The sequence below is a fragment of the Microbacterium sp. Root180 genome, assembly GCF_001428485.1.
GTDB lineage: Bacteria > Actinomycetota > Actinomycetes > Actinomycetales > Microbacteriaceae > Microbacterium.
In genome coordinates this window covers 604,813-627,296 of record NZ_LMHS01000003.1, presented here as the reverse complement: position 1 = coordinate 627,296, position 22,484 = coordinate 604,813, and the positions used below count along the sequence as shown (strand labels likewise).

General features: G+C 70.3%; 24 protein-coding genes and 1 pseudogene. 12 read left to right on the top strand and 13 right to left on the bottom strand.

Annotation, left to right across the window (positions count from 1 at the left end; translation table 11 throughout):
- Positions 1–42 precede the first annotated feature (42 nt).
- Entirely contained in the window at positions 43–2,097 is a 2,055-nt protein-coding gene (locus ASD93_RS10405; protein WP_056121984.1) for an NAD(+) synthase, read from the bottom strand.
- 108 nt (positions 2,098–2,205) lie between these two features.
- Here ASD93_RS10405 and ASD93_RS10400 point away from each other — a divergent pair, with 108 nt between their 5' ends.
- The 3 genes and pseudogenes from ASD93_RS10400 (at position 2,206) to ASD93_RS10390 (ending at position 6,860) form a co-directional block, all read left to right on the top strand.
- Positions 2,206–5,748: a TM0106 family RecB-like putative nuclease gene (locus ASD93_RS10400; protein WP_056121982.1), complete on the top strand. Its 3,543-nt coding sequence runs from the start codon at positions 2,206–2,208 to the stop codon at positions 5,746–5,748.
- A gap of 38 nt (positions 5,749–5,786) precedes the next feature.
- Positions 5,787–6,110, top strand: a pseudogene (locus ASD93_RS10395) (DUF3467 domain-containing protein); the annotation flags it as partial.
- Positions 6,111–6,296: 186 nt separating this feature from the next.
- Positions 6,297–6,860: a DUF2613 family protein gene (locus ASD93_RS10390; RefSeq protein WP_056121979.1), complete on the top strand. Its 564-nt coding sequence runs from the start codon at positions 6,297–6,299 to the stop codon at positions 6,858–6,860.
- Positions 6,861–6,863: 3 nt separating this feature from the next.
- Here the strand turns inward: ASD93_RS10390 and upp are convergent, their stop codons facing one another.
- Positions 6,864–7,496 carry a uracil phosphoribosyltransferase gene (gene upp / locus ASD93_RS10385; protein WP_056121977.1) on the bottom strand — a complete coding sequence of 211 codons (633 nt, stop codon included), beginning with the start codon at positions 7,494–7,496 and terminating at the stop codon, positions 6,864–6,866.
- A gap of 103 nt (positions 7,497–7,599) precedes the next feature.
- On the opposite strand from upp, the gene tadA reads away from it, so the two are divergent.
- On the top strand, positions 7,600–8,031 hold the full coding sequence (tadA, locus tag ASD93_RS10380) for a tRNA adenosine(34) deaminase TadA (protein ID WP_056124350.1): 432 nt from the start codon (positions 7,600–7,602) through the stop codon (positions 8,029–8,031).
- A gap of 7 nt (positions 8,032–8,038) precedes the next feature.
- Here tadA and ASD93_RS10375 read toward each other — a convergent pair whose 3' ends face one another.
- Positions 8,039–9,019 carry an alpha/beta hydrolase family protein gene (locus ASD93_RS10375; protein WP_056121975.1) on the bottom strand — a complete coding sequence of 327 codons (981 nt, stop codon included), beginning with the start codon at positions 9,017–9,019 and terminating at the stop codon, positions 8,039–8,041.
- A gap of 151 nt (positions 9,020–9,170) precedes the next feature.
- Here ASD93_RS10375 and ASD93_RS10370 point away from each other — a divergent pair, with 151 nt between their 5' ends.
- Positions 9,171–9,908 carry a DUF2306 domain-containing protein gene (locus ASD93_RS10370; RefSeq protein ID WP_056121973.1) on the top strand — a complete coding sequence of 246 codons (738 nt, stop codon included), beginning with the start codon at positions 9,171–9,173 and terminating at the stop codon, positions 9,906–9,908.
- 13 nt (positions 9,909–9,921) lie between these two features.
- Here ASD93_RS10370 and ASD93_RS10365 read toward each other — a convergent pair whose 3' ends face one another.
- The 5 genes from ASD93_RS10365 to ASD93_RS10345 all read right to left on the bottom strand — a co-directional run bounded on the left by ASD93_RS10365 (position 9,922) and on the right by ASD93_RS10345 (position 14,186).
- On the bottom strand, positions 9,922–10,851 hold the full coding sequence (locus tag ASD93_RS10365; RefSeq protein ID WP_056121971.1) for an LLM class F420-dependent oxidoreductase: 930 nt from the start codon (positions 10,849–10,851) through the stop codon (positions 9,922–9,924).
- A 7-nt stretch (positions 10,852–10,858) separates the two neighbouring features.
- The gene (locus ASD93_RS10360) at positions 10,859–11,824 is read right to left on the bottom strand and encodes a cation diffusion facilitator family transporter (RefSeq protein WP_056121969.1); all 966 of its coding nucleotides are present in this window, start codon (positions 11,822–11,824) and stop codon (positions 10,859–10,861) included.
- A 52-nt stretch (positions 11,825–11,876) separates the two neighbouring features.
- Positions 11,877–12,989 (bottom strand): alpha/beta hydrolase, encoded by a 1,113-nt coding sequence (locus tag ASD93_RS10355; protein ID WP_056121966.1) that lies wholly within the window; start codon positions 12,987–12,989, stop codon positions 11,877–11,879.
- A 98-nt stretch (positions 12,990–13,087) separates the two neighbouring features.
- Complete coding sequence (locus ASD93_RS10350; RefSeq protein ID WP_056121965.1) at positions 13,088–13,762, bottom strand: SRPBCC domain-containing protein; 675 nt, start codon at positions 13,760–13,762, stop codon at positions 13,088–13,090.
- Position 13,763: 1 nt separating this feature from the next.
- Positions 13,764–14,186, bottom strand: a complete 423-nt coding sequence (locus tag ASD93_RS10345; protein ID WP_056121963.1) for an ArsR/SmtB family transcription factor — start codon at positions 14,184–14,186, stop codon at positions 13,764–13,766.
- A gap of 70 nt (positions 14,187–14,256) precedes the next feature.
- Here ASD93_RS10345 and proC point away from each other — a divergent pair, with 70 nt between their 5' ends.
- Complete coding sequence (gene proC, locus ASD93_RS10340) at positions 14,257–15,099, top strand: pyrroline-5-carboxylate reductase (protein WP_056121961.1); 843 nt, start codon at positions 14,257–14,259, stop codon at positions 15,097–15,099.
- A gap of 162 nt (positions 15,100–15,261) precedes the next feature.
- Here proC and ASD93_RS10335 read toward each other — a convergent pair whose 3' ends face one another.
- Positions 15,262–15,933, bottom strand: a complete 672-nt coding sequence (locus tag ASD93_RS10335) for a potassium channel family protein (RefSeq protein ID WP_056121958.1) — start codon at positions 15,931–15,933, stop codon at positions 15,262–15,264.
- Complete coding sequence (locus ASD93_RS10330) at positions 15,926–17,365, bottom strand: TrkH family potassium uptake protein (protein WP_157536926.1); 1,440 nt, start codon at positions 17,363–17,365, stop codon at positions 15,926–15,928. Before ASD93_RS10330 ends, ASD93_RS10335 begins: the two co-directional genes overlap by 8 nt.
- Positions 17,366–17,432: 67 nt before the next feature.
- Here ASD93_RS10330 and ASD93_RS10325 point away from each other — a divergent pair, with 67 nt between their 5' ends.
- The gene (locus tag ASD93_RS10325; RefSeq protein ID WP_056121955.1) at positions 17,433–17,840 is read left to right on the top strand and encodes an ArsR/SmtB family transcription factor; all 408 of its coding nucleotides are present in this window, start codon (positions 17,433–17,435) and stop codon (positions 17,838–17,840) included.
- A 3-nt stretch (positions 17,841–17,843) separates the two neighbouring features.
- On the opposite strand, the gene ASD93_RS10320 is transcribed toward ASD93_RS10325, so the two are convergent.
- Together ASD93_RS10320 and ASD93_RS10315 are read right to left on the bottom strand one after the other, a co-directional pair.
- Complete coding sequence (locus ASD93_RS10320) at positions 17,844–18,647, bottom strand: ABC transporter permease (protein WP_056121953.1); 804 nt, start codon at positions 18,645–18,647, stop codon at positions 17,844–17,846.
- Entirely contained in the window at positions 18,644–19,558 is a 915-nt protein-coding gene (locus ASD93_RS10315; protein ID WP_056121950.1) for an ATP-binding cassette domain-containing protein, read from the bottom strand. The genes ASD93_RS10320 and ASD93_RS10315 overlap by 4 nt, the downstream gene beginning before the upstream one ends.
- 97 nt (positions 19,559–19,655) lie before the next feature.
- Here ASD93_RS10315 and ASD93_RS10310 point away from each other — a divergent pair, with 97 nt between their 5' ends.
- From ASD93_RS10310 to ASD93_RS10295, 5 genes are all read left to right on the top strand, one after another.
- Positions 19,656–20,585: a TetR/AcrR family transcriptional regulator gene (locus tag ASD93_RS10310; RefSeq protein ID WP_056121949.1), complete on the top strand. Its 930-nt coding sequence runs from the start codon at positions 19,656–19,658 to the stop codon at positions 20,583–20,585.
- A 97-nt stretch (positions 20,586–20,682) separates the two neighbouring features.
- On the top strand, positions 20,683–20,874 hold the full coding sequence (locus ASD93_RS10305; protein WP_056121947.1) for a helix-turn-helix domain-containing protein: 192 nt from the start codon (positions 20,683–20,685) through the stop codon (positions 20,872–20,874).
- 81 nt (positions 20,875–20,955) lie between these two features.
- Entirely contained in the window at positions 20,956–21,054 is a 99-nt protein-coding gene (locus ASD93_RS15745; protein ID WP_003792170.1) for a 30S ribosomal protein bS22, read from the top strand.
- A gap of 76 nt (positions 21,055–21,130) precedes the next feature.
- Positions 21,131–21,424 carry a rhodanese-like domain-containing protein gene (locus ASD93_RS10300; protein ID WP_056121945.1) on the top strand — a complete coding sequence of 98 codons (294 nt, stop codon included), beginning with the start codon at positions 21,131–21,133 and terminating at the stop codon, positions 21,422–21,424.
- A gap of 7 nt (positions 21,425–21,431) precedes the next feature.
- On the top strand, positions 21,432–21,686 hold the full coding sequence (locus tag ASD93_RS10295) for a glutaredoxin family protein (protein ID WP_056121944.1): 255 nt from the start codon (positions 21,432–21,434) through the stop codon (positions 21,684–21,686).
- Between the two features lie 15 nt (positions 21,687–21,701).
- Here the strand turns inward: ASD93_RS10295 and ASD93_RS10290 are convergent, their stop codons facing one another.
- The gene (locus ASD93_RS10290) at positions 21,702–22,484 is read right to left on the bottom strand and encodes a tyrosine-protein phosphatase (protein ID WP_056121942.1); all 783 of its coding nucleotides are present in this window, start codon (positions 22,482–22,484) and stop codon (positions 21,702–21,704) included.

Genomic DNA, 22,484 nt, shown 5'->3' with positions numbered 1-22,484 from the left:
GCTCGGCCCCACGGAGGCCTCGTGGCGCGGCATCCGGCTCGCTCACTCCTCGACGAGCTCGGGCAGGGCGGCCTTGAGCTCCGCGATCCACGCGTTGGCGTTGCCGTCTGAAGGTGCCCGCCAATCTCCGCGCGGTGAGAGCGAACCGGTCGGCGACACCTTCGGGCCGTTGGGGATCGCGGAGCGCTTGAACTGCGCAAAGGCGAAGTAGCGCCGCAGGAACACCTGCAGCCACTTCGCGACGGTCGGCAGGTCGTAGGCGTAGCGATCGTCGTCGGGGAATCCGGGCGGCCAGGCGCCGGCATCCTTGTCCCCCCACGCCTTCGCCGCGAGGAAGGCGATCTTCGAAGGCCGGAAGCCGTACCTCAGGATGTGGTGCAGCGCGAAGTCGTGCAGCGCGTACGGGCCGATGCGGTCCTCCGTCGACTGCATCCTGCCGTCCTGACCCGCCGGGACCAGCTCGGGGCTGATCTCGGTGTCGAGCACCGACTGGAGCACGGCGGCCTCGGCATCGTCGACACCCTCGCGATTGGCGACGACCCACCGGATCACGTGCTGGATGAGCGTCTTCGGCACGCCCGCGTTGACCGCGTAGTGGCTCATCTGGTCTCCGACGCCATAGGTCGCCCAGCCCAGCGCGAGCTCGGACAGGTCGGACGTGCCGATGACCATGCCGCCGTGCTGGTTCGCCAGGCGGAACAGGAAGTCGGTGCGGATGCCGGCCTGCACGTTCTCGAACGTCACGTCGTGCACCGGCTCGCCGTCGGCGAACGCGTGCCCGATGCCCTCGAAGATCTCACCCGCCGCGGGGCGGATGTCGATCGTCTCGATCGACGCGCCGACCGATTCGGCCAGAGCGATCGCATTCGACTTCGTGTGGTCGCTCGTGGCGTATCCGGGCATCGTGTACGCCAGAATGTCGGACCGCGGCCGGCCCATACGGTCCATCGCCCGGGCGATGACCAGGAGCGCGTGCGTCGAGTCCAGTCCGCCGCTGACCCCGATGACGGGTTTCGGCCGGCCGATCGCCTCCATGCGCTGGACCAGCCCCGACACCTGGATGTTGAACGCCTCGTAGCAGTCCTGTGCGAGTCGCGCGGGGTCGTCGGGCACGAACGGGAAGCGGTCGAGGGTGCGCCGGAGACCGATGTCGGCCGCGGGCGGGTCGAGCTCGAAGTGCACGACCCGGAACCGCGGGTCGTAGGTGCGGCGGTTGTCGTCGAACGTGCCCTGTCGGAGGCGATCCTGGCGAAGTCGGTCGAGGTCGACGTCGGCCACCGACCGGCGCGGGCCGTCGGGGAACCGCTCGGTCTCGGCGAGCAGCGCGCCGCCCTCGTAGATCATGGTCTGTCCATCCCACGACAGATCGTTGGTCGACTCGCCCATGCCGGCGGCGGCATATGCATACGCGGCGAGGCAGCGCAGCGACTGCGACTGACAGAGGTCCTTGCGGTCCTCGGCGCGGGCGATCGTGATCGGGCTGCCGCTGAGGTTGAGCAGCACCGTGGCACCGGCGAGGGCCGCGCCGGCGGACGGCGGGATCGGCACCCACACGTCTTCGCACACCTCGGCGTGCACGACGAGTCCGGGAACGTCGAGCGCCTCGAACAGCAGGTCGGGACCGAAGGGGGACTCGAGCGATCCGATGCGGATGTCCTCGCCGATCTGGTCGTCGCCGGGCGCGTACCAGCGCCGCTCGTAGAACTCGCGGTAGGTCGGCAGGTACGACTTCGGAGCGACGCCGAGCAGTTCCCCGCGGTGGATCACGACGGCGCAGTTGTAGAGGCGGCTGCGGTGGCGCAGCGGTGCGCCGACCACGATCACGGGAAAGAGCTCGACGGATGCCTCGACAAGGCGCTCGATCGCGGCTTCGACGGCGTCGAGCACGGCATCCTGCATCACGAGGTCCTCGATGGAGTACCCGGTGAGGCACAGCTCGGGGAAGAGTGCGACCGCCACCGAGTCCGCATCGCACTCGCGCACCGTCGCGAGCACGGCATCCGCGTTCGCGGCGGGATCGGCGATCGCGACCGGGATCGTGCAGGCCGCGATGCGGGCGAACCCGTGCCGGTAGGCGCTCTCGAAGGGGAGGCTCATGTCCCCAGTCTGGCAGGCGTGGTCCCGCGGCGCGCCGAGGGAGGGCGAGGGAGCGCGAGCCGGAGCTGTCGGATGCCGCGGCTAGGGTCGTGAGGAAGAAGGGCGGGCATGCGATACATCGAAGACGAGGGCCGGATCGTCTGGAGCGCGAGTGACCTCAAGGCCGCGGCCGAGTGCGAATTCGCGTGGCTGCGCGCCATCGACGCCCGGCTCGGACGGGTCGCCGCCGTCGAGGAGCCCGAAGACCTCACCCTCGAGCGCGCAGGCCGGCTCGGCACGGCGCACGAGCGGCGCGTGCTCGTCGACTACATCGCGCAGTTCGGCTCGGCGGTCGTCGAGATCCCCGAGACGCGGTCGTCCGATTCCGCCGCTCTCGCCGCCGCCGTGGCGATGACCGACGCCGCGCTGGCGTCGGACGCCGACGTGGTCTACCAGGCCGCCTTCGCGACCACCGATTTCGTCGGCTTCGCGGACTTCCTCGTGCGCGACGACGCCGGCCGGTGGGTGGTCCAGGACACCAAGCTGGCTCGTCGTGCGCGCGTCACCGCCCTCATGCAGCTCGCGGCGTATGTCGATCAGCTCGACCGCCTCGGCGTGGCGCGTGCCGATCGGGTGGAGCTGCTGCTGGGGGACGGAACCGTCAGCGAGCATCAGGTCGACGACCTGCTCCCCGTCTTCTCGCTGCGACGCGAGCGGCTCGCCGCGCTGATCGCCGACCGTCGCCTGGACCTCGGGAGCCACGGCGAGCCGATCGCCTGGGGCGATGCCCGCGGCGATCTCGACATCATGGCGTGCGGTCGCTGCGCCACGTGCGACGCCGAGGTCGTGGCATCCCGCGACCTGCTTCTCGTGGCGGGCATGCGACCCGTGCAGCGCGCGCGGCTGCGCAGCGCGGGCGTTCGCACGATCGACGACCTCGCCACAGCGCCCGTCGGTCCGGCGGGTATGAACCCCGAGACGTTCGGGATGCTGCGCACGCAGGCCCGGCTGCAGCTCGACAGCCCCGCCGGCACCCCGCCGCTGGTGGCGCAGAAGCCCGACCCCGCAGCCGCCCCGCCGGTCCCCACCTTCCGGGTCGTGGCTCCGACCGCACTGGGGGCCCTTCCCCGGCCCGACCACGGCGACCTGTTCTTCGACTTCGAGGGCGATCCGCTCCACACGGAGACCAATCCGCCGGGCCGCGAGAGTGAGCCGGTGCAGTGGGGCATCGACTATCTGTTCGGGTGGGTCGACGGCCGCGAAGAGTACACCGCACTGTGGGCGCACACGTTCGCCGAAGAGAAGCGGGCGCTCGAGACGTTCCTCGACATCGTCAACCTGAGGCGTCTGCAGTTCCCGGGGATGCACATCTACCACTACGCGCCCTACGAGCCCACGCACCTGCTGGCGATGGCCGCCCGGCACGGCGTGCGAGAGGCCGACGTCGACCGGCTGCTGCGCGACGGCGTCTTCGTCGATCTCTATCCGATCGTCCGGCGCGCACTGCGCGTCGGGTCGCGCTCGTACTCGATCAAGAAGCTCGAACCGCTGTACATGGGTGACGAGGTGCGCACGAGCGACGTGCAGAAGGGCGATGACTCGATCGTCCGGTACGTCGAGGCGCGCGCGCTGATCACCGACGGAGCGGATGCCGAGGGCTCGGCCATCCTCGACGACCTGGCCGACTACAACCGCTACGACTGCGTATCGACGCGTCGCCTGCGGGACTGGCTCGTCGATCGGGCGCGTGAGACCGGCATGCGGCCCTCGCCGAACCCTGAGCCCGACGAGCGGACCTACGAGCCCTCGCCGCGTGCCCTCGCGCTCGACCGGCTCGCCGCGCAGCATCCCACCGATTCGGCCGAAGCGCAGTCGCTGCGGCTCGGCGCGGCGGCGATCGACTACTACCCGCGCGAGGCGAAGTCGTTCTGGGCCACGCACTTCCTGAGGCTGCGTGAGCCGGTCTCGCTGTGGGAGGAGACGCGGGACGTCGTGGTCATCGACCCCGCGCGGAGCCGCGTCGTCGAGGACTGGCATTTCGCCGAGAGCGGCCGCGGGGGCGAGCGACGCACGATCGAGCTGCGCGGCGAACTCGCACCCGGCACGCGGCTCAGCACGGGGGCCAACCCGTTCGCGCTGTACGAGCTGCCCGCGCCGTATCCGTTCGAGCCGACGGTGCGCTGGATCCACTCGTACCGCACGATCACGGTGATCGACGTCCTCGACGACGGGGCGATCGTCGAGGAGACGGCGGTCGACGGCGTCACGTGGTCCCGTCTCCCGATCGCGCTCACTCCCGCCGCCCCGCCGTCGGCGGGCAACCAGCAGTCGGCGATCGACGCGTGGGCCGATGCGGTCCTCGACGCCGCGCCGGAGTTCCCCGCCGACCCGGCGACCGACATCCTGCGGCGTCGCCCGCCGCGCACCCGTTCCGGCGCGCTTCCCGCATCGACGGGAGACGACGTCGACGCGATCGTCCGAGCGGTGCTCGATCTGGATCGCAGCTACCTCGCCGTGCAGGGGCCTCCCGGAACCGGCAAGACGTACGTCGGGTCGCACGTCATCGCCCGGCTCGTTCGCGACCACGCGTTCAAGATCGGCGTCGTCGCGCAGGGGCACGCCACCGTCGAGCAGCTGCTCGAACGCGTCATCGCCGCCGGGGTCGCGCCGCAGGCCGTGGCGAAGGCGCCGAAGGATGCCGCGGCCGACCACGGGTTCACTGCGATTCCGAAGAACGGGGTCATGGCGTTCGCGGCCGAGCAGGCCGAGACCGGCTTCGTCATCGGCGGCACCGCGTGGGATTTCAGCCACCAGGGTCGCATTCCGCGCGGCAGCCTCGACCTGCTCGTCATCGACGAGGCCGGCCAGTTCTCCCTCGCCTCGACCGTCGCGGTGTCCGTGGCGGCGCCACGTCTCCTGCTCCTCGGCGATCCCCAGCAGCTGCCGCAGGTGAGTCAGGGCACCCACCCCGAACCCGTCGACACCTCGGCGCTCGGCTGGGTGATGGACGGCGCCGACGTCATCCCGCCCGAGTACGGCTACTTCCTCGCGCGCACGCGGCGGATGCACCCCGACATCGCCGAGCCCGTGTCGCATCTCTCGTACCGGGGAGAACTCGAGGCCCATCCCTCGACGGGGCTGCGCCGCATCGAGGGCGTGCCGGCGGGTGTGGTGCCGGTGCCCGTCCGCCATCACGGCAACGCGACCCGCTCGGTCGAAGAGGCGGATCGGGTGGTCGCGATCGTGCGTGACCTCGTCGGTCGGCCGTGGACCGACGTCGCCGTCGACGACGCCGACGCGGCGACGGTGCAGCCGGTCCGCCCGCTCGCACAGAGCGACATCATCGTCGTCACTCCCTACAACGCGCAGCAGGTCGCCGTGGAGGAGGCGCTCGCCGCCGCCGGATTCACCGACATTCCGGTCGGCACGGTCGACAAGTTCCAGGGGCAGGAGGCTGCGGTGGCCATCGTGTCGCTGGCAGCATCCTCCGGCCGAGACGCCCCGCGCGGACTGGAATTCCTGCTGCTGCGCAACCGGCTCAACGTCGCGATCTCCCGCGCCAAGCACACCGCCTACCTCGTGCACTCCCCAGCCCTGCTGGACGACCTGCCGTACACGCCCGAAGGAGTCGCCCGGCTGAGCGGATTCGCCCGGCTGGTCGGGCGCCGCTGAGCCGCGCGTAGACTCGCGCTCAGCGGCAGAAGGAGGCATCCATGGCCGATGAGGCACCCCGCCAGTTCGAGATCGACCTGCCCCCGGAGCACATCGGCGGCGCCTACGCCGACTTCGCGAACGTCTGGCACACGCCTACCGTCTTCGTGATGGACTTCCTCACCCTCGCGCAGCCGCCGCGCGAGCAGGTCGACGCCGAGACCGGAGAACGGCACACGATCGTGCCCGCACGCGTCGTCAGCCGCATCCGCATCCCTCCCGAGCAGGTGTTCGAACTCGCCAAGGCGCTCACCCAGCAGCTCGAGTTCTGGGAGCAGGAGACCGGGAGGCGCAGCCCCCAGGACCCTCTCCTCGAGGAATGAAGCGCCGCCAGTAAATGGCGCAGGCGGGCATGTCAACCCCGTTCGCGTGATCAGATCCGTCGCCTAGCGTGGGATTCGCGTCGAAGAGACGCGGGTGCGGCATTCGTTCGGCGAGGGGCGGATGCCGCACCATCTTCCGTATCACGCGCGCCCTGCCTTCCTCTGTCACGGGGAAGGGGGTGCGAGATGAGCGCGATCGCCACCGGAACCGTCGACGAGACGGCGCGGGGCCCGATTCCCGCCGCTCCTCGCGCCCGGAGGCGCGGGATCGTCTTCTGGATCACGCGCTACCTCCCGGCTGAGATCGTCGGCACCGCGGCGATGGTCGTCGCCGGACTCGGTGTGACGGCGTGGACCGACGCCCCGGCAGCGATCGCCTTCGCGGCCGTCGCGGGCGAGGCCGTCGGGTTCTATGCCGTCCTCGCCGTCACGATCTACCTCGAGCAGCGGACGGGGCCTTCGCCGCGTCGCCGCGCGGCGGCTCGCACCGGGATGCTCCTGGTCGCCGAGTTCGGCGTCGCGGAGCTGCTCGACACCTTCCTGATCCGTCCGGCCGCGCTCGTGGCCGGCGTCCTGGTGTTCGCGGACCCGATGTGGGGACTCCTGGCCGGCAAGGTCGTCGCCGACCTTGCCTTCTATGCGATCGCGGCCGGTGCCTTCACGGTCACGGCGCGCATCGGGCTGCGATCCGGTTCCCGGCAGCGCGTGGCGACCGGCGGGGGCGATCCTCGACGCGATTCCCGGAGGTGACGCTCAGACCGTGCCGTACAGCCGATCACCCGCGTCGCCGAGACCGGGAACGATGTAGCCCTTCTCATTGAGCCGCTCGTCCATCGCGCCGAGCACGAGGGTGACGTCGCGCCCGGCGACCTGCTTGTCGATCGCGGCGACGCCCTCGGGGGCGCCGAGCAGGCAGATCGCCGTGACGTCCTGCGCGCCGCGCGCGAAGAGGAACTCGATCGCGGCGCCAAGCGATCCACCGGTCGCGAGCATCGGGTCGAGCACGAAGCACTGACGGTCGCTGAGGTCGTCGGGGAGCCGCTCGGCATACGTCGAGGGCTCGAGAGTCTCCTCATTGCGCACCATGCCGAGGAACCCGACCTCGGCGGTCGGGATGAGCTTCACCATGCCCTCGAGCATCCCGAGGCCCGCGCGCAGGATCGGGACCACCAGCGGTCGCGGCTCGCTGATCTTGACACCGGTGGTCGTGGTGACCGGGGTCTGGATCTCCACCGGCGACACCCGCACGTTGCGCGTGGCCTCGTACGCCAGGAGGGTCACCAGCTCCTCGGTGAGCTGACGGAACACCGGCGACGGCGTGCGCTCGTCGCGCAGCACCGTGAGCTTGTGGGTGATGAGAGGATGATCGGCGACGTGCAGGCGCATACGCCCAGGGTAGTGCGTGGGGCGGCTCGCTCGAGAGTGTTCGCGCGCGGCCGTGCGGGCCTACGCTCGTGCTGTGACCTTCGAGCCCGCCGACCTCGCTGCGATGGAACGCGCGCTCGCGCTCGCCGAAGCCGCGGGCGCGGCCGGCGACGTGCCGGTGGGGGCAGTGGTGACGGATGCCGCCGGCAGCGTGATCGGAGAGGGATGCAATCTTCGCGAGGCCACCCACGACCCGACCGCCCACGCCGAGATCGTCGCGCTGCGGCAGGCCGCGGCATCCCTCGGCTCCTGGAACCTCGAAGGGTGCACCCTGGTCGTCAGCCTCGAGCCGTGTGTGATGTGCGCGGGCGCGGTGCTGCAGTCCCGCATCTCACGCCTCGTCTTCGGGGCGTGGGATGAGAAGGCCGGCGCCGCCGGGTCGGTGTACGACGTCGTGCGGGACCGTCGGCTGCCCTACCGCGCCGAGGTCGTGGCAGGGGTGCGCGAGGACGAGGCATCCGCCCTGCTCCGCGCGTTCTTCGACGTGCGCCGCTGATCCCGGATCAGGGCAGGCGCTCCGCGAGGAAGCCGGAGACCGTCCGGTCGATGAGCGCGACGTCGCCGTCCATCCAGTGGTCCGCCCCCTCGACCTCGGTCAGGGTGACGTCCTTTCCGGCCGCCGACCACTGCGCCTGCACGAACCGGGACCACCCGATGGGCACGACCTCGTCGGCGGTGCCGTGCAGGATGAGCAGCGGTGCCGCCGCGCGGTCGACGTACGTGAGCGCCGAGATGTCGCGCCAGTACTCGGGTGATTCGTCGATGTCGCCGTGCGCGGCGACGACCGTGTCGTACGACGGAGTTCCGGAGAGGAACGTCTTCACCTCCTCCCACGGCGAGACGTGCGACGGCGAGAGCGCGACGATCGCCCCGGCGATCTGCGGATCGACGACCGACGCCTTCACGGCCAGTGTTCCGCCGGACGAATGGCCGACGATCGCGACGCGGTCCGGATCCACCCGGGAGTCGGCCGCGGTGGCGCGCACGGCGTTGACGACGTCCAGTGTCGCGCCGACGTCCATGTCGATCTCCCACGATGAGCCGTCATCGGAGTCGCCGTGGCCGCGGAGGTCGGGCGACACCACGGTGTATCCGCTGTCGACGAGCAGGTCTGCCAGATCGTCGTACTCCGTCAGCCCCGAGTAGGCCTCCTCGTCCGTGGAGCCGTGGACGAAGACGATCGCGGGACTCGACGGTGCCCCCGAGGGCGGTCTGCGGATGACCGCCTGCACGGTGAGTCCGCCGCTCTCGTAGGACACCACCTCGGCCCGGTCGCCGTCGAAGTCCGTCGTCTCCTGGACGAGCTCGAAGACCGGATGCTCGGGCTGCGCGTCGATGATGGACCGCAACGTCGGCGTGCTCGGGAGGGAGATGCCGTCCGGCGTGGGCGTCCGCGAGTCGGCGGTGCAACCGCCGAGCGCGAGAGCCAGGAGAGCGATGGCCGCCGCGGCCGCCCAGGGTCGTGCGTTGATTCCGTCGGGCATGGTGCCACCCCGCAATCGATGAGCGCAGAATACTCCTGCGCCGAGTCCTCCGACAGGTCGGCGCCGGTGCGGAATCGGGGGGTTCGCACGCCGGTCCTCGGGGGGTCTGCCCCCTGCCTCGGACCGCGGCGCCGGCTCTAGCGTGACTCGCGTGACCCGCCTCATCGAACCCGTCCGCACCGCTCCTCTCGCCACGCGCAACCGGCGCGCGGGCCGCCGCATCGCCTGGACGTTCGTGCTGCTCACGGCGCTCGCCGTGGTGGCCTTCTCGGCGGTTCCGTACTTCACCGCCTCGCTCAGCGACCTGGCCGGCGACGACGTGGGCCTCGCGTCCACATATGCCGAGACATCCGTCTTCGTCCAGGGGGCGCTGTACGTGCACATCGTGGGCGGTGCCATCGCGCTGGTGGGTGGCGCCCTGCAGTTCTGGCGAGGCCTGCGCGATCGCGTGCCGCGCGTGCATCGCTGGGTCGGTCGGATCTACCTGGTCGCAGTGGGCATCGGCGGCATCGCAGGGCTCGTGATCGCGCCCTCGAGTCCCGCAGGCTACGTCGGATTCTTCGGATTCGGCGCCCTGGCCGTGCTGTGGCTCGTGACGGGGTGGCGGGCATACCGGGCGATCCGCCGGCGCGACGTTCCCAGCCATCAGGCGTGGATGATCCGCAACTACGCGCTCACCTACGCGGGCGTGACACTGCGGCTGTGGCTGCCGCTCCTGCTGCTGGCGCCTCTCCTGCTCGGGCAGCCGTGGGAGTTCGACAGCGCGTTCGCGAACGCCTACGCGGCGGTCCCGTTCCTGTGTTGGCTCCCCAACCTGGTGTTCGCCGAATGGCTGATCCGCCGGCGCGGCCTGCCGTCGTACCGCCTGCCGGTCACGCGCGTGTCATGAGCGGCGGGGCTCGTCACCGCGGAAGGTGGGGCAGCACGTCCGCGCCGAGGTACTCGACCTGGTCGACGTCCTGCAGATCGAGCAGCTGCAGGTAGATCCGGCCGGCGCCGAGCTCGGCGAGCCGCTCGACCTTGTCGACGATCTCGTCGCGGCCGCCGACGATGTTCACGCCGTCGCGCATCTCGTCGACCGTGTCGCCCAGGCGAGCGGCACGGCGCTCGAGCTCGGCCTGGTTCGCCCCGGCCAGGGTCGTGAGCGCGACCGAGAGCTTGAGGGTGGCGGGGTCGCGGCCGATGCGCTCGCACGCCGCACGCACACCGGCGAACTTCTCGGCGATCTCGCGCTCCGGGCGGAAGCCGATGTTGAACTCCGTGGCGAACCGCGCCGCGAGCTCGGGGGTGCGCCTCGGGCCTCCGCCACCGACGACGACGGGGACACGGGACTGCACCGGCCGGGGGAGCGGGGGCGCGTCCGTCAGCTGGTAGTGCGCGCCCTCGTAGCCGAACGTGGCGTCTGCGGGAGTGCCCCACAGGCCGGTCACGATGGCGAGCTGCTCCTCCAGCAGGTCGAACCGCTTCGCGGGGAAGGGGATGCCGTAGGCCCGGTGCTCACGCTCGAACCAGCCGGTTCCGAGGCCGAGCTCGACGCGGCCGCCCGACATCGCGTCGACCTGCGCGACCTGGATCGCGAGCACGCCCGGCTGGCGGTACGTCACGGACGAGACGAGGGTGCCCAGGCGGATGCGCGAGGTCTCGCGCGCGAGACCCGCGAGGGTCGTCCAGGCGTCGGTGGGGCCGGGAAGCGGGTCGCCGGCGCCCATCCGCAGATAGTGGTCGGAGCGGAAGAATCCGTCGAAGCCGACGCGCTCGGCAGTCTGGGCGAAGGCGAGCTGGTGGTCGTAGCTCGCGCCCTGCTGGGGTTCGGTGAAGACGCAGTACTCCATGCCCGCGTCAGTCCGCCGACCGGATGACGAACTCCTCCGTCGGAGGGGCGGGGTCGTCTCCGGGCCGGTAGATGTCTGGTTCGAAGTAGATCACGCGCGCGGTGGGCACCGCCTCGCGCACGCGCGTCTCGATGCGGTCGATGTCGGCGGCGACATCCGCCAGCGGCCGATCCGACGCGAAGCCGAGCTTCGCCGCCACGAGCAGCTCGTCGGGGCCCAGGTAGAGGGTCTTGATGTGGATCAGCTTCTCGATCTCGTGCCCGCCGGTGATCGCCGTGACGATGCGGTCGTAGTCGGCATCCGTTGCTCCTTCACCCACGAGCAGGCTCTTCGTCTCGATGCCGAGGGTGATCGCCACGACGATCAGCAGCGTCCCGATCATCAGCGTGCCGATCGCGTCGAAGAGCGGGTTGTGGGTGATCCAGGTCATGCCGACGCCGAAGAGCGCGAACACCAGGCCGATCAGGGCGGCGATGTCCTCGAGCAGGACGACGGGCAGCTCCGGAGCCTTCGCATGCCGCACGAAGGACACCCACGACTGCCCGCGCCCGCGGACGTGGTTGCTCTCCTTAACGGCGGTGCGCAGCGAGAACGATTCGAGCACGATCGCGATGAGCAGCACCGCGATCGGGATCCAGTAGTTGGTGAGCTCGTGCGGGTGGGTGAGCTTCTCGATGCCCTCGTAGATCGAGAACAGGCCACCGACGGAGAAGAGGATGATCGACACGACGAAGGCGTACACGTACCGCTCGCGGCCGTAGCCGAACGGGTGCTCGCGATCGGCGCGCTTCTTGGCCTTGCGTCCGCCGAGCATCAGCAGCAGCTGGTTGCCCGAGTCGGCGACGGAGTGGATCGCCTCGGCGAGCATCGAGGCGGACCCCGAGAGGAACCAGGCGATGAACTTCGCCAGGGCGATGCCCATGTTCGCCAGGAACGCCGCGAGGATCGCCTTGCCGCCGCCGGAAGCACTCATGCGATGAGTCTACGGATGCCGCGACCGGGCCCGCGCCGGGTGCGACGGCCGGTCAGTCGGCGGAGCGGATGATGATCGCCTCGGTCGGCGGGGCGGGGTTGGCCGACGGGCCGACGTAGCCGATGACCGTCAGCAGCGCGTGCCGGAACTCGGCGGGTCGCTCGAGGTGCGCGGTGTGCCCGACCCCCTCGAGGGCGAGCTCGGTGACCTCGCCGCCGCCGGCCGCGTAGCGCGCGAGCACATCGCGGGTCTGCGACACCATCTCCTGCGGGGGAGCGACCTCTTCGCCCGGCCAGCCGGGGACGATTCCGAGCTTGCCGAGGGTGGCGAGGTCGTAGACCGAGGTGTCCGAGACGATCGGGTCGAGGGTGCCGTGCACCCACAGGATCGGAGGCTTCTCGGCGAGGTTGACGATCCCCGACACATTGAAATGCTTCGGGGCGAGGGTGTTGAGCACGCCGATCGTGCCGGCGGCGAACCCCGGCCAGTTGTCGCTCGCGACGGAATCACCGGGGTAGTTGCCGGTTGCGGTCGAGGTCGTGAGCATCGACGCGACCCAGGTGTCCTCGTGGTCCGTGCGGTACTCGGGGCCGACGTAGTGGGCGCGGAACACGCTGCGCGGAGAGGTCGGCGCTTCGTCGGTCTCATCGTGGTCGATGAGCCGCTGGACGAAATCGGGATTGCCGGCACCGCCGCCGCTGCCGGCGTCGTCGTCGGTGACACGGCTCCCGTCCCGGCGCGTGCCGCCGAAGCCGTACGGCGACACCGGGGATTCCAGCGTCAGGCTGAGCACCGGGTGATCGAGCGCGTACTGCAGGACGACACCGCCCCCCATGGACCAGCCCACGAAATGCGCGGCGCGGATGCCCAGGGTCTCGAGCGTCGCGTGGACGTCGTCGCTGAAGTCGCGCACGCCGCGCGTCGCGTCGATGGGCGCGTGCTCGGTGCCGCCGAAGCCGCGCAGGTCGATCGCGATCACCCGGAGATCGCTGGGGAGGTCCTCCATGAGCTCCTGCCAGAACAGCGACGACGAGACGTTGCCGTGGATCAGCACGACCGTGCGCTCCGCCGGCGTCGACGGGCTGTCGCCCACGCGCTCCAGGATGCTGACGTTCAGCCGCGGCGTCTCGATGACGCGTTCCGCGATGCCGTCGAAGAGGGTCATGCTCAGGGCCTCCAGAGTCCACGCGGGAGGCGCCCTCGCCCCCGATGTCACGATGATAGTCCCGCGGTCGCCGAAGCGAACCGCCGGAACCCCTCGCGTCACCCCTCCATGTCCGAGGGTGCCTGGCCGGTGTAGAACGCGAACGTCTGGTCGGCTGCGCGCGCGGCGGTGTCGGCGTCTGCTCCGAAGGCGGCGTGCGCCGCGCCCCAGCCGTCCGCCGCACCGCGGAAGAACGCCATGCCCTCGTCGGTCCTCGCCCACGCGTCCGACTCGGCTGGTCCGGGTCCGTCGCCGGCGCCGGAGAGGTGCAGCGCGAGCCCCAGCAGGCCGCCGTCCCAGCCGACACCGGTCGCTCCCGGGCCGAATGTCTCCCAGAATCCGGGTGGGATCTCGTCGACCCGGGCGGTGTGCGTGAGCTCGAACCGGGTCGCATCGTCGCCGACGGCGGTGAGCGCGACCGTGATCCAGGTCACACCGCCCCCGTACTCCCAGGTCGCCGAGTAGTGGGCGGCGCCGCCCGCGGGCGGGACGCACTCCAGGATCTCGCCGCCGGCATTGCCCTCGATCTGGTACCGGCCTCCGAGGCGCAGGTCCCCGGAGATCGGCGAGAACCACCGGGGGATGCGATCGGCGTTGGTGGCGGCATCCCACACGTCCTCGATGGGAGACGGATACGTCTGCGCGAGCGTCTGGACGTGCGACGGTGCTCCGTCGATGTCCTTCGCCCGCACCGTGCGCGTCACCGCGTCGAGCTGTCGCTGTACGTCGACCATGTCAATCCTCCTGGGGTTCGGTCGTGGCTGTGTCGCCTGTGGCTGTGTCGCCGGTGACGATGTGGTCGGACTTCTCTGTGCCGGCCGGCTCCTCCGCCCGTCGCCGCTCCCTGCGCCCGCGTGCGAGCTCCGTGCCGAGCGCGTCGAGGTGCGGCTGCCAGAAGCGCCGGAACGGGTCGAACCACGCCGCCGCGGCCGACAGGGGCTCGGGATCGAGCGCGTAGAGCCTGCGGGTGCCGTCGGCGCGAGCGGTGGCGAATCCGGATTCGCGCAGCACGCGCAGGTGCTGCGACACCGCCGGCTGCGAGATGCCGAACTCGCGCTGCACGACCTCCCCGATCTCGCCGGCGCTCCGCTCTCCTTCGGCGAGGAGCTCGAGGATGCGCCGACGCACCGGGTCTCCGAGGATGTCGAGTGCGTGCACGACCCAATAATTGCGTAAAGACTTATATAAGTCAATACGCAACAAAGATGACCGATCGTAGACTGGCGGCATGACCGACGCGCCCGTTCTCCCGCCCATCGCGATCCTCGGAGCCGGGTCCATGGGCGGTGCGATCCTTCACGGCCTCGTCCGTTCGGGCCTCGCCGTGGGCGGTGTGACGGTCACCAACCGCACCGCCGAGAAGGCCGCCGCGCTCGCCGGACTGCCGGGCGTGGCGAGCATCGCGCTCGAGGAGCAGCCCACCGGGAACATGGATGCCGCATCCTCCGCCGACGTCGTGCTCGTCGGCGTGAAGCCGGCCATGGTGCCCGACCTGCTCCGCGAGATCGCACCCGCGCTGCGGCCGGGGACGATCGTCGTGAGCCTCGCCGCCGGCGTGACGATCGCGACCTTCGAGTCGATCCTGGGCCATGACATCGCGGTTGTGCGGTCGATGCCGAACACGCCCTCGCTCGTCGGCAAGGGCGTGACCGGTCTGGCGGCGGGCACGCACGCGAGCGGCGAGGCGACCGCCCTCGTGCGGCGGCTCTTCGAGACCGTCGGCACGGTCGTCGAGGTGCCCGAGTCGCAGATCGACCCGCTCTCGACCATCTCCGGATCGGGGCCTGCCTACTTCTTCCTCGTGGTGGAGGAGTTCACCAAGGCGGCGCGTGGCCACGGATTCAGCGAAGCCGACGCCCGCCTGATGGCGGAGCAGACCTTCATCGGCGCTGCGGCGCTGCTCGCGGCATCCGATGACGATCCCGCCGAACTCCGCCGCCGCGTGACGAGCCCCAAGGGCACCACGGAGCGCGCGGTCGCGGTGCTGCAGGACGCCCGCCTCGACGAGACCTTCGCCGCGGCGACCGCCGCCGCCCTCGCGCGGGCCAAGGAACTGGCCGCCGGCGCGTAAGCGCGGCCGGCGCTCGGCTGCAGTTGTGCGGGGCGCATAACTCCTGCAAAAGCTGCCTTGCGGGCTCGACCGTCGGCCAGGCGACGCGGAGGTCACCGCCGTGCCCAGCGAAAGTGCAGGAGTTATGCGCCGGGCGGTCGGCGCACTGGGAGCCGCGGGGGTTCAGCGGTCGAGCGCGGCGAACCGTTCGATGTCGGAGTTCGTGCCCGACACGATGATGAGGTCGTGATTGGTCACGACCGTGTTCGCCTCGGCGTAGCGGAATGGCTTGCCCGGGCTCTTCACGCCGACGACGGTCACGTTGTACTTCGTCCGCACGCCGGACTCGTTGAGGCCGACGCCGCGGATGAACTTCGGCGGGTAGAGCTTCGCGAGCGCGAAGTCGTCGTCGAAGCGGATGAAGTCCAGCATCCGTCCGCTCACGAGGTGCGCCACGCGCTCGCCCGCCTCGCGCTCGGGGTAGATGACGTGGTTCGCACCCACGCGGGCGAGGATCTTGCCGTGCGACTGCGACACCGCCTTCGCCCAGATCTGCGGCACCTTGAGGTCGACGAGGTTCGCGGTGATGAGGACGGATGCCTCGATCGACGAACCGACCGCCACGACGGCGACCTGGAAGTCCTGCGCGCCGATCTGCTTGAGGGCGTCGATGTTCTTCGCGTCGGCCTGCACCGTGTGGGTGACGCGTTCCGACCACTTCTGCACCAGCTCGAGACTCTCGTCGATCGCGAGCACTTCGCGGTCGAGCCGGTCGAGCTCGCCGGCGCACGCGGCGCCGAAGCGCCCGAGTCCGATCACGAGGACGGGAGCGTCGCTGCGGATCCGTTCAACCAACGATCGGCCTTTCCACGGGCAGCGAGTAAAGCTGCGATCGGGATGACGCGGCCACGGCCGCGGCGAGAGTCACTGTACCAATGCGGCCCATGAAGATCGTCAGCGCCATGACGTAGACGGCGGGGTCTGGAAGCTCCGCGGTGAGCCCCGTCGACAGGCCCACCGTGCCGAACGCCGAGATCACGTCGAACAGGACGTCGGAGACTTGTTCCTGGCTGATCTGGGCGATCACGATCGTGGACAGCGCCACGATCGTGGCCCCCCAGGCGACCACCGAGAGACCGACGCGCTGCACGTCGCTCGGAATGCGCCGGCCGAACGCCTCCACGGACTGGCGGCCCTTCGCCTCCGACCACACCGCGAGGGCGAGCACGGCCAGGGTGGTGACCTTGATGCCGCCGGCGGTCGACGCCGACCCGCCGCCGACGAACATGAGCATGCACCCGACGATGAGCGATGAGCCGTACAGGTCTCCGACATCGACGACCGAGAATCCGCCGGATCTCGTCATGGCGGAGAGGAAGAAGGCCTGGAACGTCGTGTCCCAGGCGTTCATCGAGCCGAACGTCTTGGGGTTGTTGAATTCCAGAGCCAGGAACGCGGCCGCGCCGGCGAAGAACAGGAGCACGGTGGTGATGATCGTGAGCTTGGTGTGCAGCGGCCATTTCCTCACGTGCCAGTAGTGCTTCCACAGGGCGTAGATCACCGGGAAGCCGATGCTGCCGAGGAACACGCCGGCCATGAGCACGGTCAAGAGGAAGTAGTCATCGGCGAACGGCACGAGCCCGCCCGGGTTGGGAGTGAAGCCGGTGTTCGTGAATGCCATCGCGGCGTAGAAGGGCGCCTCCCACAGCGCGTCGAGCGGCGCGATCTCGGCGAAGAGGAGGCTGGGATAGAGCGCGATCGCGACGAGAGCCTCGATGAGCAGCGTCGAGAGGGCGACCGTTCGCAACAGCGTGCCGATCTCGCCGAGGCGGATCGTCTGGCCCTCGTTCACCGGGCCGCCGTGCGTACGCAGCGGATTCGAGTCGCTTGCCGCGATCAGCTTCGCGCGCAGCCCGAGGCGCTTGGAGATCACGAGGCCGAGGATCGAGGCGAGGGTCAGCACACCCATTCCGCCGATGTTCACGCCGACGAAGATGACCGCCTTGCCGAAAGGCGAGAACGTCGTCGCGATGTCGACGGTCGACAATCCCGTCACGCAGATCGTCGACACCGCCGTGAACACCGCATCAGCCAGCGGGAGACGGCGCCCGCTCATCGAGGCCGCGGGCAGCGAGAGCAGGGCGGTGAAGACGAGGATCAGCATGGCGAACACGAGCACGGCGAACCGCGCCGGTGACGAGGTCGTGAGATTGCGAAGCTGATCCCAGAAGCTGCGCAATGCGGAGACAGCGCGTCGAACGAGCGACCCACGCGGGTCAGTCGGCATCCGTCGCCCCTCTCGCCACGAGACTCCCGTCATGGTACTCCGCGGGCGGCATGACTAATCTGAGCACATGGCGGACATCTTCGACGTGATCGCGGACGGAACGCGCCGCGACATCCTGCAGCTCCTTCTCGATCGTGCCTCCGCCGGCGAACGGGGGACGAGCGTCTCGCACATCGTCAGCGAACTCGGCGCGAGCCAGCCCACCGTATCGAAGCACCTCAAGGTGCTCCGCGAGGCGCACCTCGTGTCGGTGCGCGAGGAAGGGCAGCACCGGTACTACAGCCTGTCGGCCGCCCCCCTCGACGAGGTCGACGACTGGCTGGTCCCCTTCCTCGGCGACGACGACGACTTCGAGAGCTCGAACGGCTCGACGCTGCCGGACTCGGCGGCGCACGCGGCCGACGTGGTCGGCCGGGCGGCAGCATCCGCCAAGCACGCCGTCGCCACGGCGCTCAAGAAGCTCCCCGGCCGCTGAGGGTCAGCGGCGACCGGACTTGCGCCGGAACAGCCACGCGCCCCAGACGAACGCGAAGGCCAGGATCCCGAGGCACCAGCCCACGCCCCACCAGGCTTCCCCGCCGTCCATCGGCGTGCCCATGAGGGTGCCCCGGATCGTCTCGATGATCGGGGTCACGGGCTGGTTCTCGGCCACCCACTGCAGCCAGCCCGGCATGGTTTCGACGGGGACGAACGCACTGGACAGGTACGGCAGGAACAGGATGATGAAGCCGTAGGCGTTCGCGCCTTCCGGGCTGCCGGTCGCGAGCCCGAGAGCGGCGAAGAGGTAGGTGATGGCCACGATCCACAGGGCGATCATGCCGATGGCTCCGAGCCACCCCCACACGTCGGCGGTCGGGCGGAAGCCGACGAGGAGCGCGACACCCACGACGAGCCCGGTCGCGACGAGGTTGCGCAGCACGCTCGCGATGACGTGTCCAGTGAGAACGGCGCTCGCGCGAACGGGCATCGTGCGGAAGCGATCGATGATGCCCGCCTGCATGTCGCTGGCGACGTAGACGGCGGTGCTCGAGGAGCCGAAGCCCGCGCACAGCAGGATGATGCCCGGAACGACGTAGTCCACGTAGCCGCCGGAGGGATCGATCGCGCCGCCGAACACGTAGGTGAACAGCAGCATGAGGATGACGGGGAGCATCACCGCCATCAGCGCGGACTCGCCGTCGCGGAGGGAGTGCCGCAGGCTCCGCCCGAGGAACACGGATTCGGCGGTGAGTCCGCCGATGCGGGGCTTGAGGGCGGGCCCGTCGGGGGTCAGGACGGTCATGCGATCTCCTCGAGGACGGCCGCGGTGCGGCGGGAATCGGACGTGGTGAGTGCCAGGAACACGTCGTCGAGACTCGGTCGTCGCAGGGAGACGACTCCTTCGGCGCCGGATTCGTCGAGCACGTCGAGGGCGGCACGCAGGCCGGTCACCGTGCCGTCGGTGGGCACCTCGCGCAGGAGGTCGCCGTGGTCGTCGCGGATCTCCACGGTGTCGCCGCCCACACGCGACTTGAGCTGCGCGGACGTGCCGGTCGCGACGATCCGGCCACCGTCGAGCACCGCGATGCGGTCGGCGAGCTGATCGGCCTCGTCGAGGTACTGCGTCGTGAGGAAGACCGTGGTGCCGGCGTCCGCGAGGGAGCGGATGACGTCCCACAGCTCGCGGCGACTGCGGGTGTCGAGGCCTGTGGTGGGCTCGTCGAGGAACAGGACCTCGGGAGTGACCACGAAGCTCAGCGCGAGGTCGAGTCGTCGGCGCATCCCGCCGGAGTATGCCCGGACGCGCTTGGTCGCGGCATCCGCCAGGTCGAATCGCTCGAGGAGGTCGACCGCGCGGCGCCGGGCGGCACGTCGGGAGAGCCCCGACAACCGGCCGAGCATCTCGACGTTCTCCCCTCCGGTGAGCACGTCGTCCACGGCCGCGGACTGTCCCGTGAGACTGATGCGGCGCTTCACGCCCTCGGGATCGCTCGCGACGTCGACGCCGGCGACCCGGGCGGTGCCGGTGTCAGGACGCACGAGGGTGGTCAGCACGTTGATGGTGGTCGTCTTCCCGGCGCCGTTGGGGCCGAGGAGGGCGAAGACCTCTCCGCGCCGGACGGTCAGGTCGAGGTCGTCGAGCACGGTCTGCGCGCCGAACGCCTTGCGCAGCGCGCTCACCTCGATCGCGAGCGGGCTCCGGTCGGTCGCCATGGCATCTCCTCGTTCTCGCGGCGATACTGTGTATGCCGCAAACTGTTTATGAAGGTAACACACTGTTTACCACATATACAGTCCTAGACTGGCGGGCATGGTGGACGTCGAAGAACCCGAGCTCCCGCGCGGCATCGCGCTGGCATGGGGCGTCGCGGCGAACCCGCAGCGCGGGCCCAAGCGCGAGATGAGCGTCGAGCGCATCGTCGAGGCTGCGGTGGACATCGCGGATGCCGAGGGCCTCGGCGCCGTCTCGATGGCGGCCGTCGCGGCGCGCCTGGGCTACACGCCGATGTCGCTCTACCGCTACGTGAGCGCCAAGGACGACCTCGTGCTGCTGATGCAGGAGGAGGCGACCGGCCTCCCGACCGAGGAGAGCCGCAACGCGGGCGGCTGGCGCGCGCAGCTCGAGGCGCTCTACCGCGAGCAGGTGCAGGCCTACCTGCGCCACCCCTGGGTCCTCGAGGTGCCGATCCGCGGCATCCCGTCGACACCCAACAGCGCTGCGTGGATGGATGCCGGGATCCGGGCTCTCGCCGAGACGCCGCTCACGCACGACGAGCGTCTCGCCGTGCTGCTCATCGTGACGGGAGCTGCCCGCTGGACCGGCATCGTGCTGGCCAGCTACGCGCGCCTCGAGCGGGAGCGCGGGATGGGCGACCACGAGATCGCTCGCTACGAGGACGCTCTGTTCCGCTCGCTCATCAGCGCCGAGGCGTACCCCGCGCTGCGCGAGGCGATCGACGCCGGCGCGTTCCTCGACGAGTCCGACCCGTTCGCCTTCGGCCTCGAGCGCAGCCTCGACGGCGTCGCGCAGTACATCGACGCGGTGGCCGGTGGGGACCGCCCGGCACGGGCGCCATGGCAGGGGCTGGACGACGCGGAGATCAGCGACGACAAGCGCTATCGCGAGGCGCAGAAGGCCGTGCGCGACGCCGAGAAGGGCTTGCGGGACGCGCATCGGATGCTGCGCCAGACAGCTCGCGAGGCGCGCGACCGCCGATCGCGGCAACGGGCGGACGGCTGAGTCCCCCAGGCCCCAGGAATCTCACTGGTCACACAGGTTTACACGCGTCCCTTCCACGCTCTAGAGTGTGGCAAGCACTTCTGGGGAAAGGGATCACATGACGGAGCTGCCTGACGTGCGCTTCCTCACCGTCGCCGAGGTCGCGGAGCTCATGCGCGTCTCGAAGATGACGGTCTACCGGCTCGTCCACTCGGGCGAGCTCCCCGCGGTGCGCTTCGGACGGAGCTACCGAGTGCCCGAGTCGGCCGTCACGGCGGCTTTGCAACGGCCTATCGCCGACGTCGGCTAGACTGTCCCGAGGCATTTTTCGATCTGCCCGATCCCGGGCGCGAGCCAATCGCGCCCAGACCCCGACATTGTGAGGTTTTCCGTGGGTTCAGTCATCAAGAAGCGCCGCAAGCGCATGGCGAAGAAGAAGCACCGCAAGCTGCTTCGCAAGACGCGCCACCAGCGCCGCAACAAGAAGTAAGCGGCATCGACACCAAGCGCCTGTCTTCGGACGGGCGCTTCGTGTATCCGCCGATCGTCCGCCGAAGGAGACCTGCATGCCGTCGATCACCGTCCACCAGCTCCGGGACCAGCCCGACACGCCCGTCATCGACGTGCGAGAGACGTGGGAGTTCGAGTCCGGCCGCGTTCCCGGCGCCGTCAACCTGCCGATGTCGACGATCGGCGAGCACCTCGACGCGCTGCCCGACGGAGCGTTCGCCGTGATCTGCAAGGTCGGCGGCCGGTCCGGCCGTGTCGTCGAGGCCCTGCAGGCGCGCGGCTACGACGCCACGAACGTCGACGGCGGCACAGACGAATGGATCTCGGCCGGCTATCCCCTCGAGCAGTGAGCCGGGCGTGACGACCCTCACCCTCATCGGCAAGCCCGACTGCCACCTCTGCGACGTCGCCCGCGAGATCGTCGAGACCGTCGTCTCCGAGCTGCCCGAGGACGCGGTCGAAGTCGAGGAGCTCTCGATCGCCGACGATCCCGCGCTCTACGCGCAGTGGTGGGAGAAGATCCCGGTCGTGCTCATCGACGGAACCCTCCACGGCCACTGGCGCGTGTCGCCCGACCGGCTGCGCGCCGCACTCGAGGCCGCGGGCGCATGATGAAGGGCCGCCCGTTCAGGCCGTGAGGCGGGTGCGCAGCGCGGCGAGCTCGGGCTCGGTCAGGCCGCCCGAGCGCAGGTAGTCGGCCGATCCGCCCTGGTCGTCGATCCAGGCGAGTGCCCGCTCGATCGCCTCGGGCGGAGTGCCGGTCACGAGCGCGTCGATCGCGGGGGTGAGGGGAACGCCCATGCCCGTGATCATCGCCCGCATCCGGTCCGCCCACGGGCCGGCCAGGTTGGCGGCGGACGCGCTGTAGTCGGCCACCACGGCGTCGCGGTCTGCTCCGACGGCGTCGAGCAGCAGTGCCACGGCGACGCCGGTGCGGTCCTTGCCCGCCGTGCAGTGCACGAGCACCGCGGTCGGGGCATCGTCGCGGGAGGCTGCGACGAGCCGGGCGAGGTGGGCGAAGGATGCCGCGCCCCCGCCGAGCATCGAGACGTAGAGATCGCCGAGCGACGGCAGCTGGGCAAGCGCCGCCGCGATCGCGGCCTCCGCCTTCGAGGGATCCGATGCCGTCAGGGCGCTCTGGGCGAGGCCCGTCATAGCGCCCTCGAGCAGGGGGAGCTCGACGACGTCGAACGCGCGCGTGGACGGCAGCACGTCGGGAGCCAGGCCCCGCTCCATCTCGGTGCGGAAGTCAGCGATGACCCCGATGCCCGACGATGCGAGGGCGTCGAGGCCCTCCGCCGACAGACCGCTCAGCGCCTCGGAGCGGTAGAGCACACCCGACCGCGTCGAGCCGCCCGCGCGCAGCGGAGTGCCTCCCGTGTCTCGGAAGTTCTGCAGCCCGGGGATCAC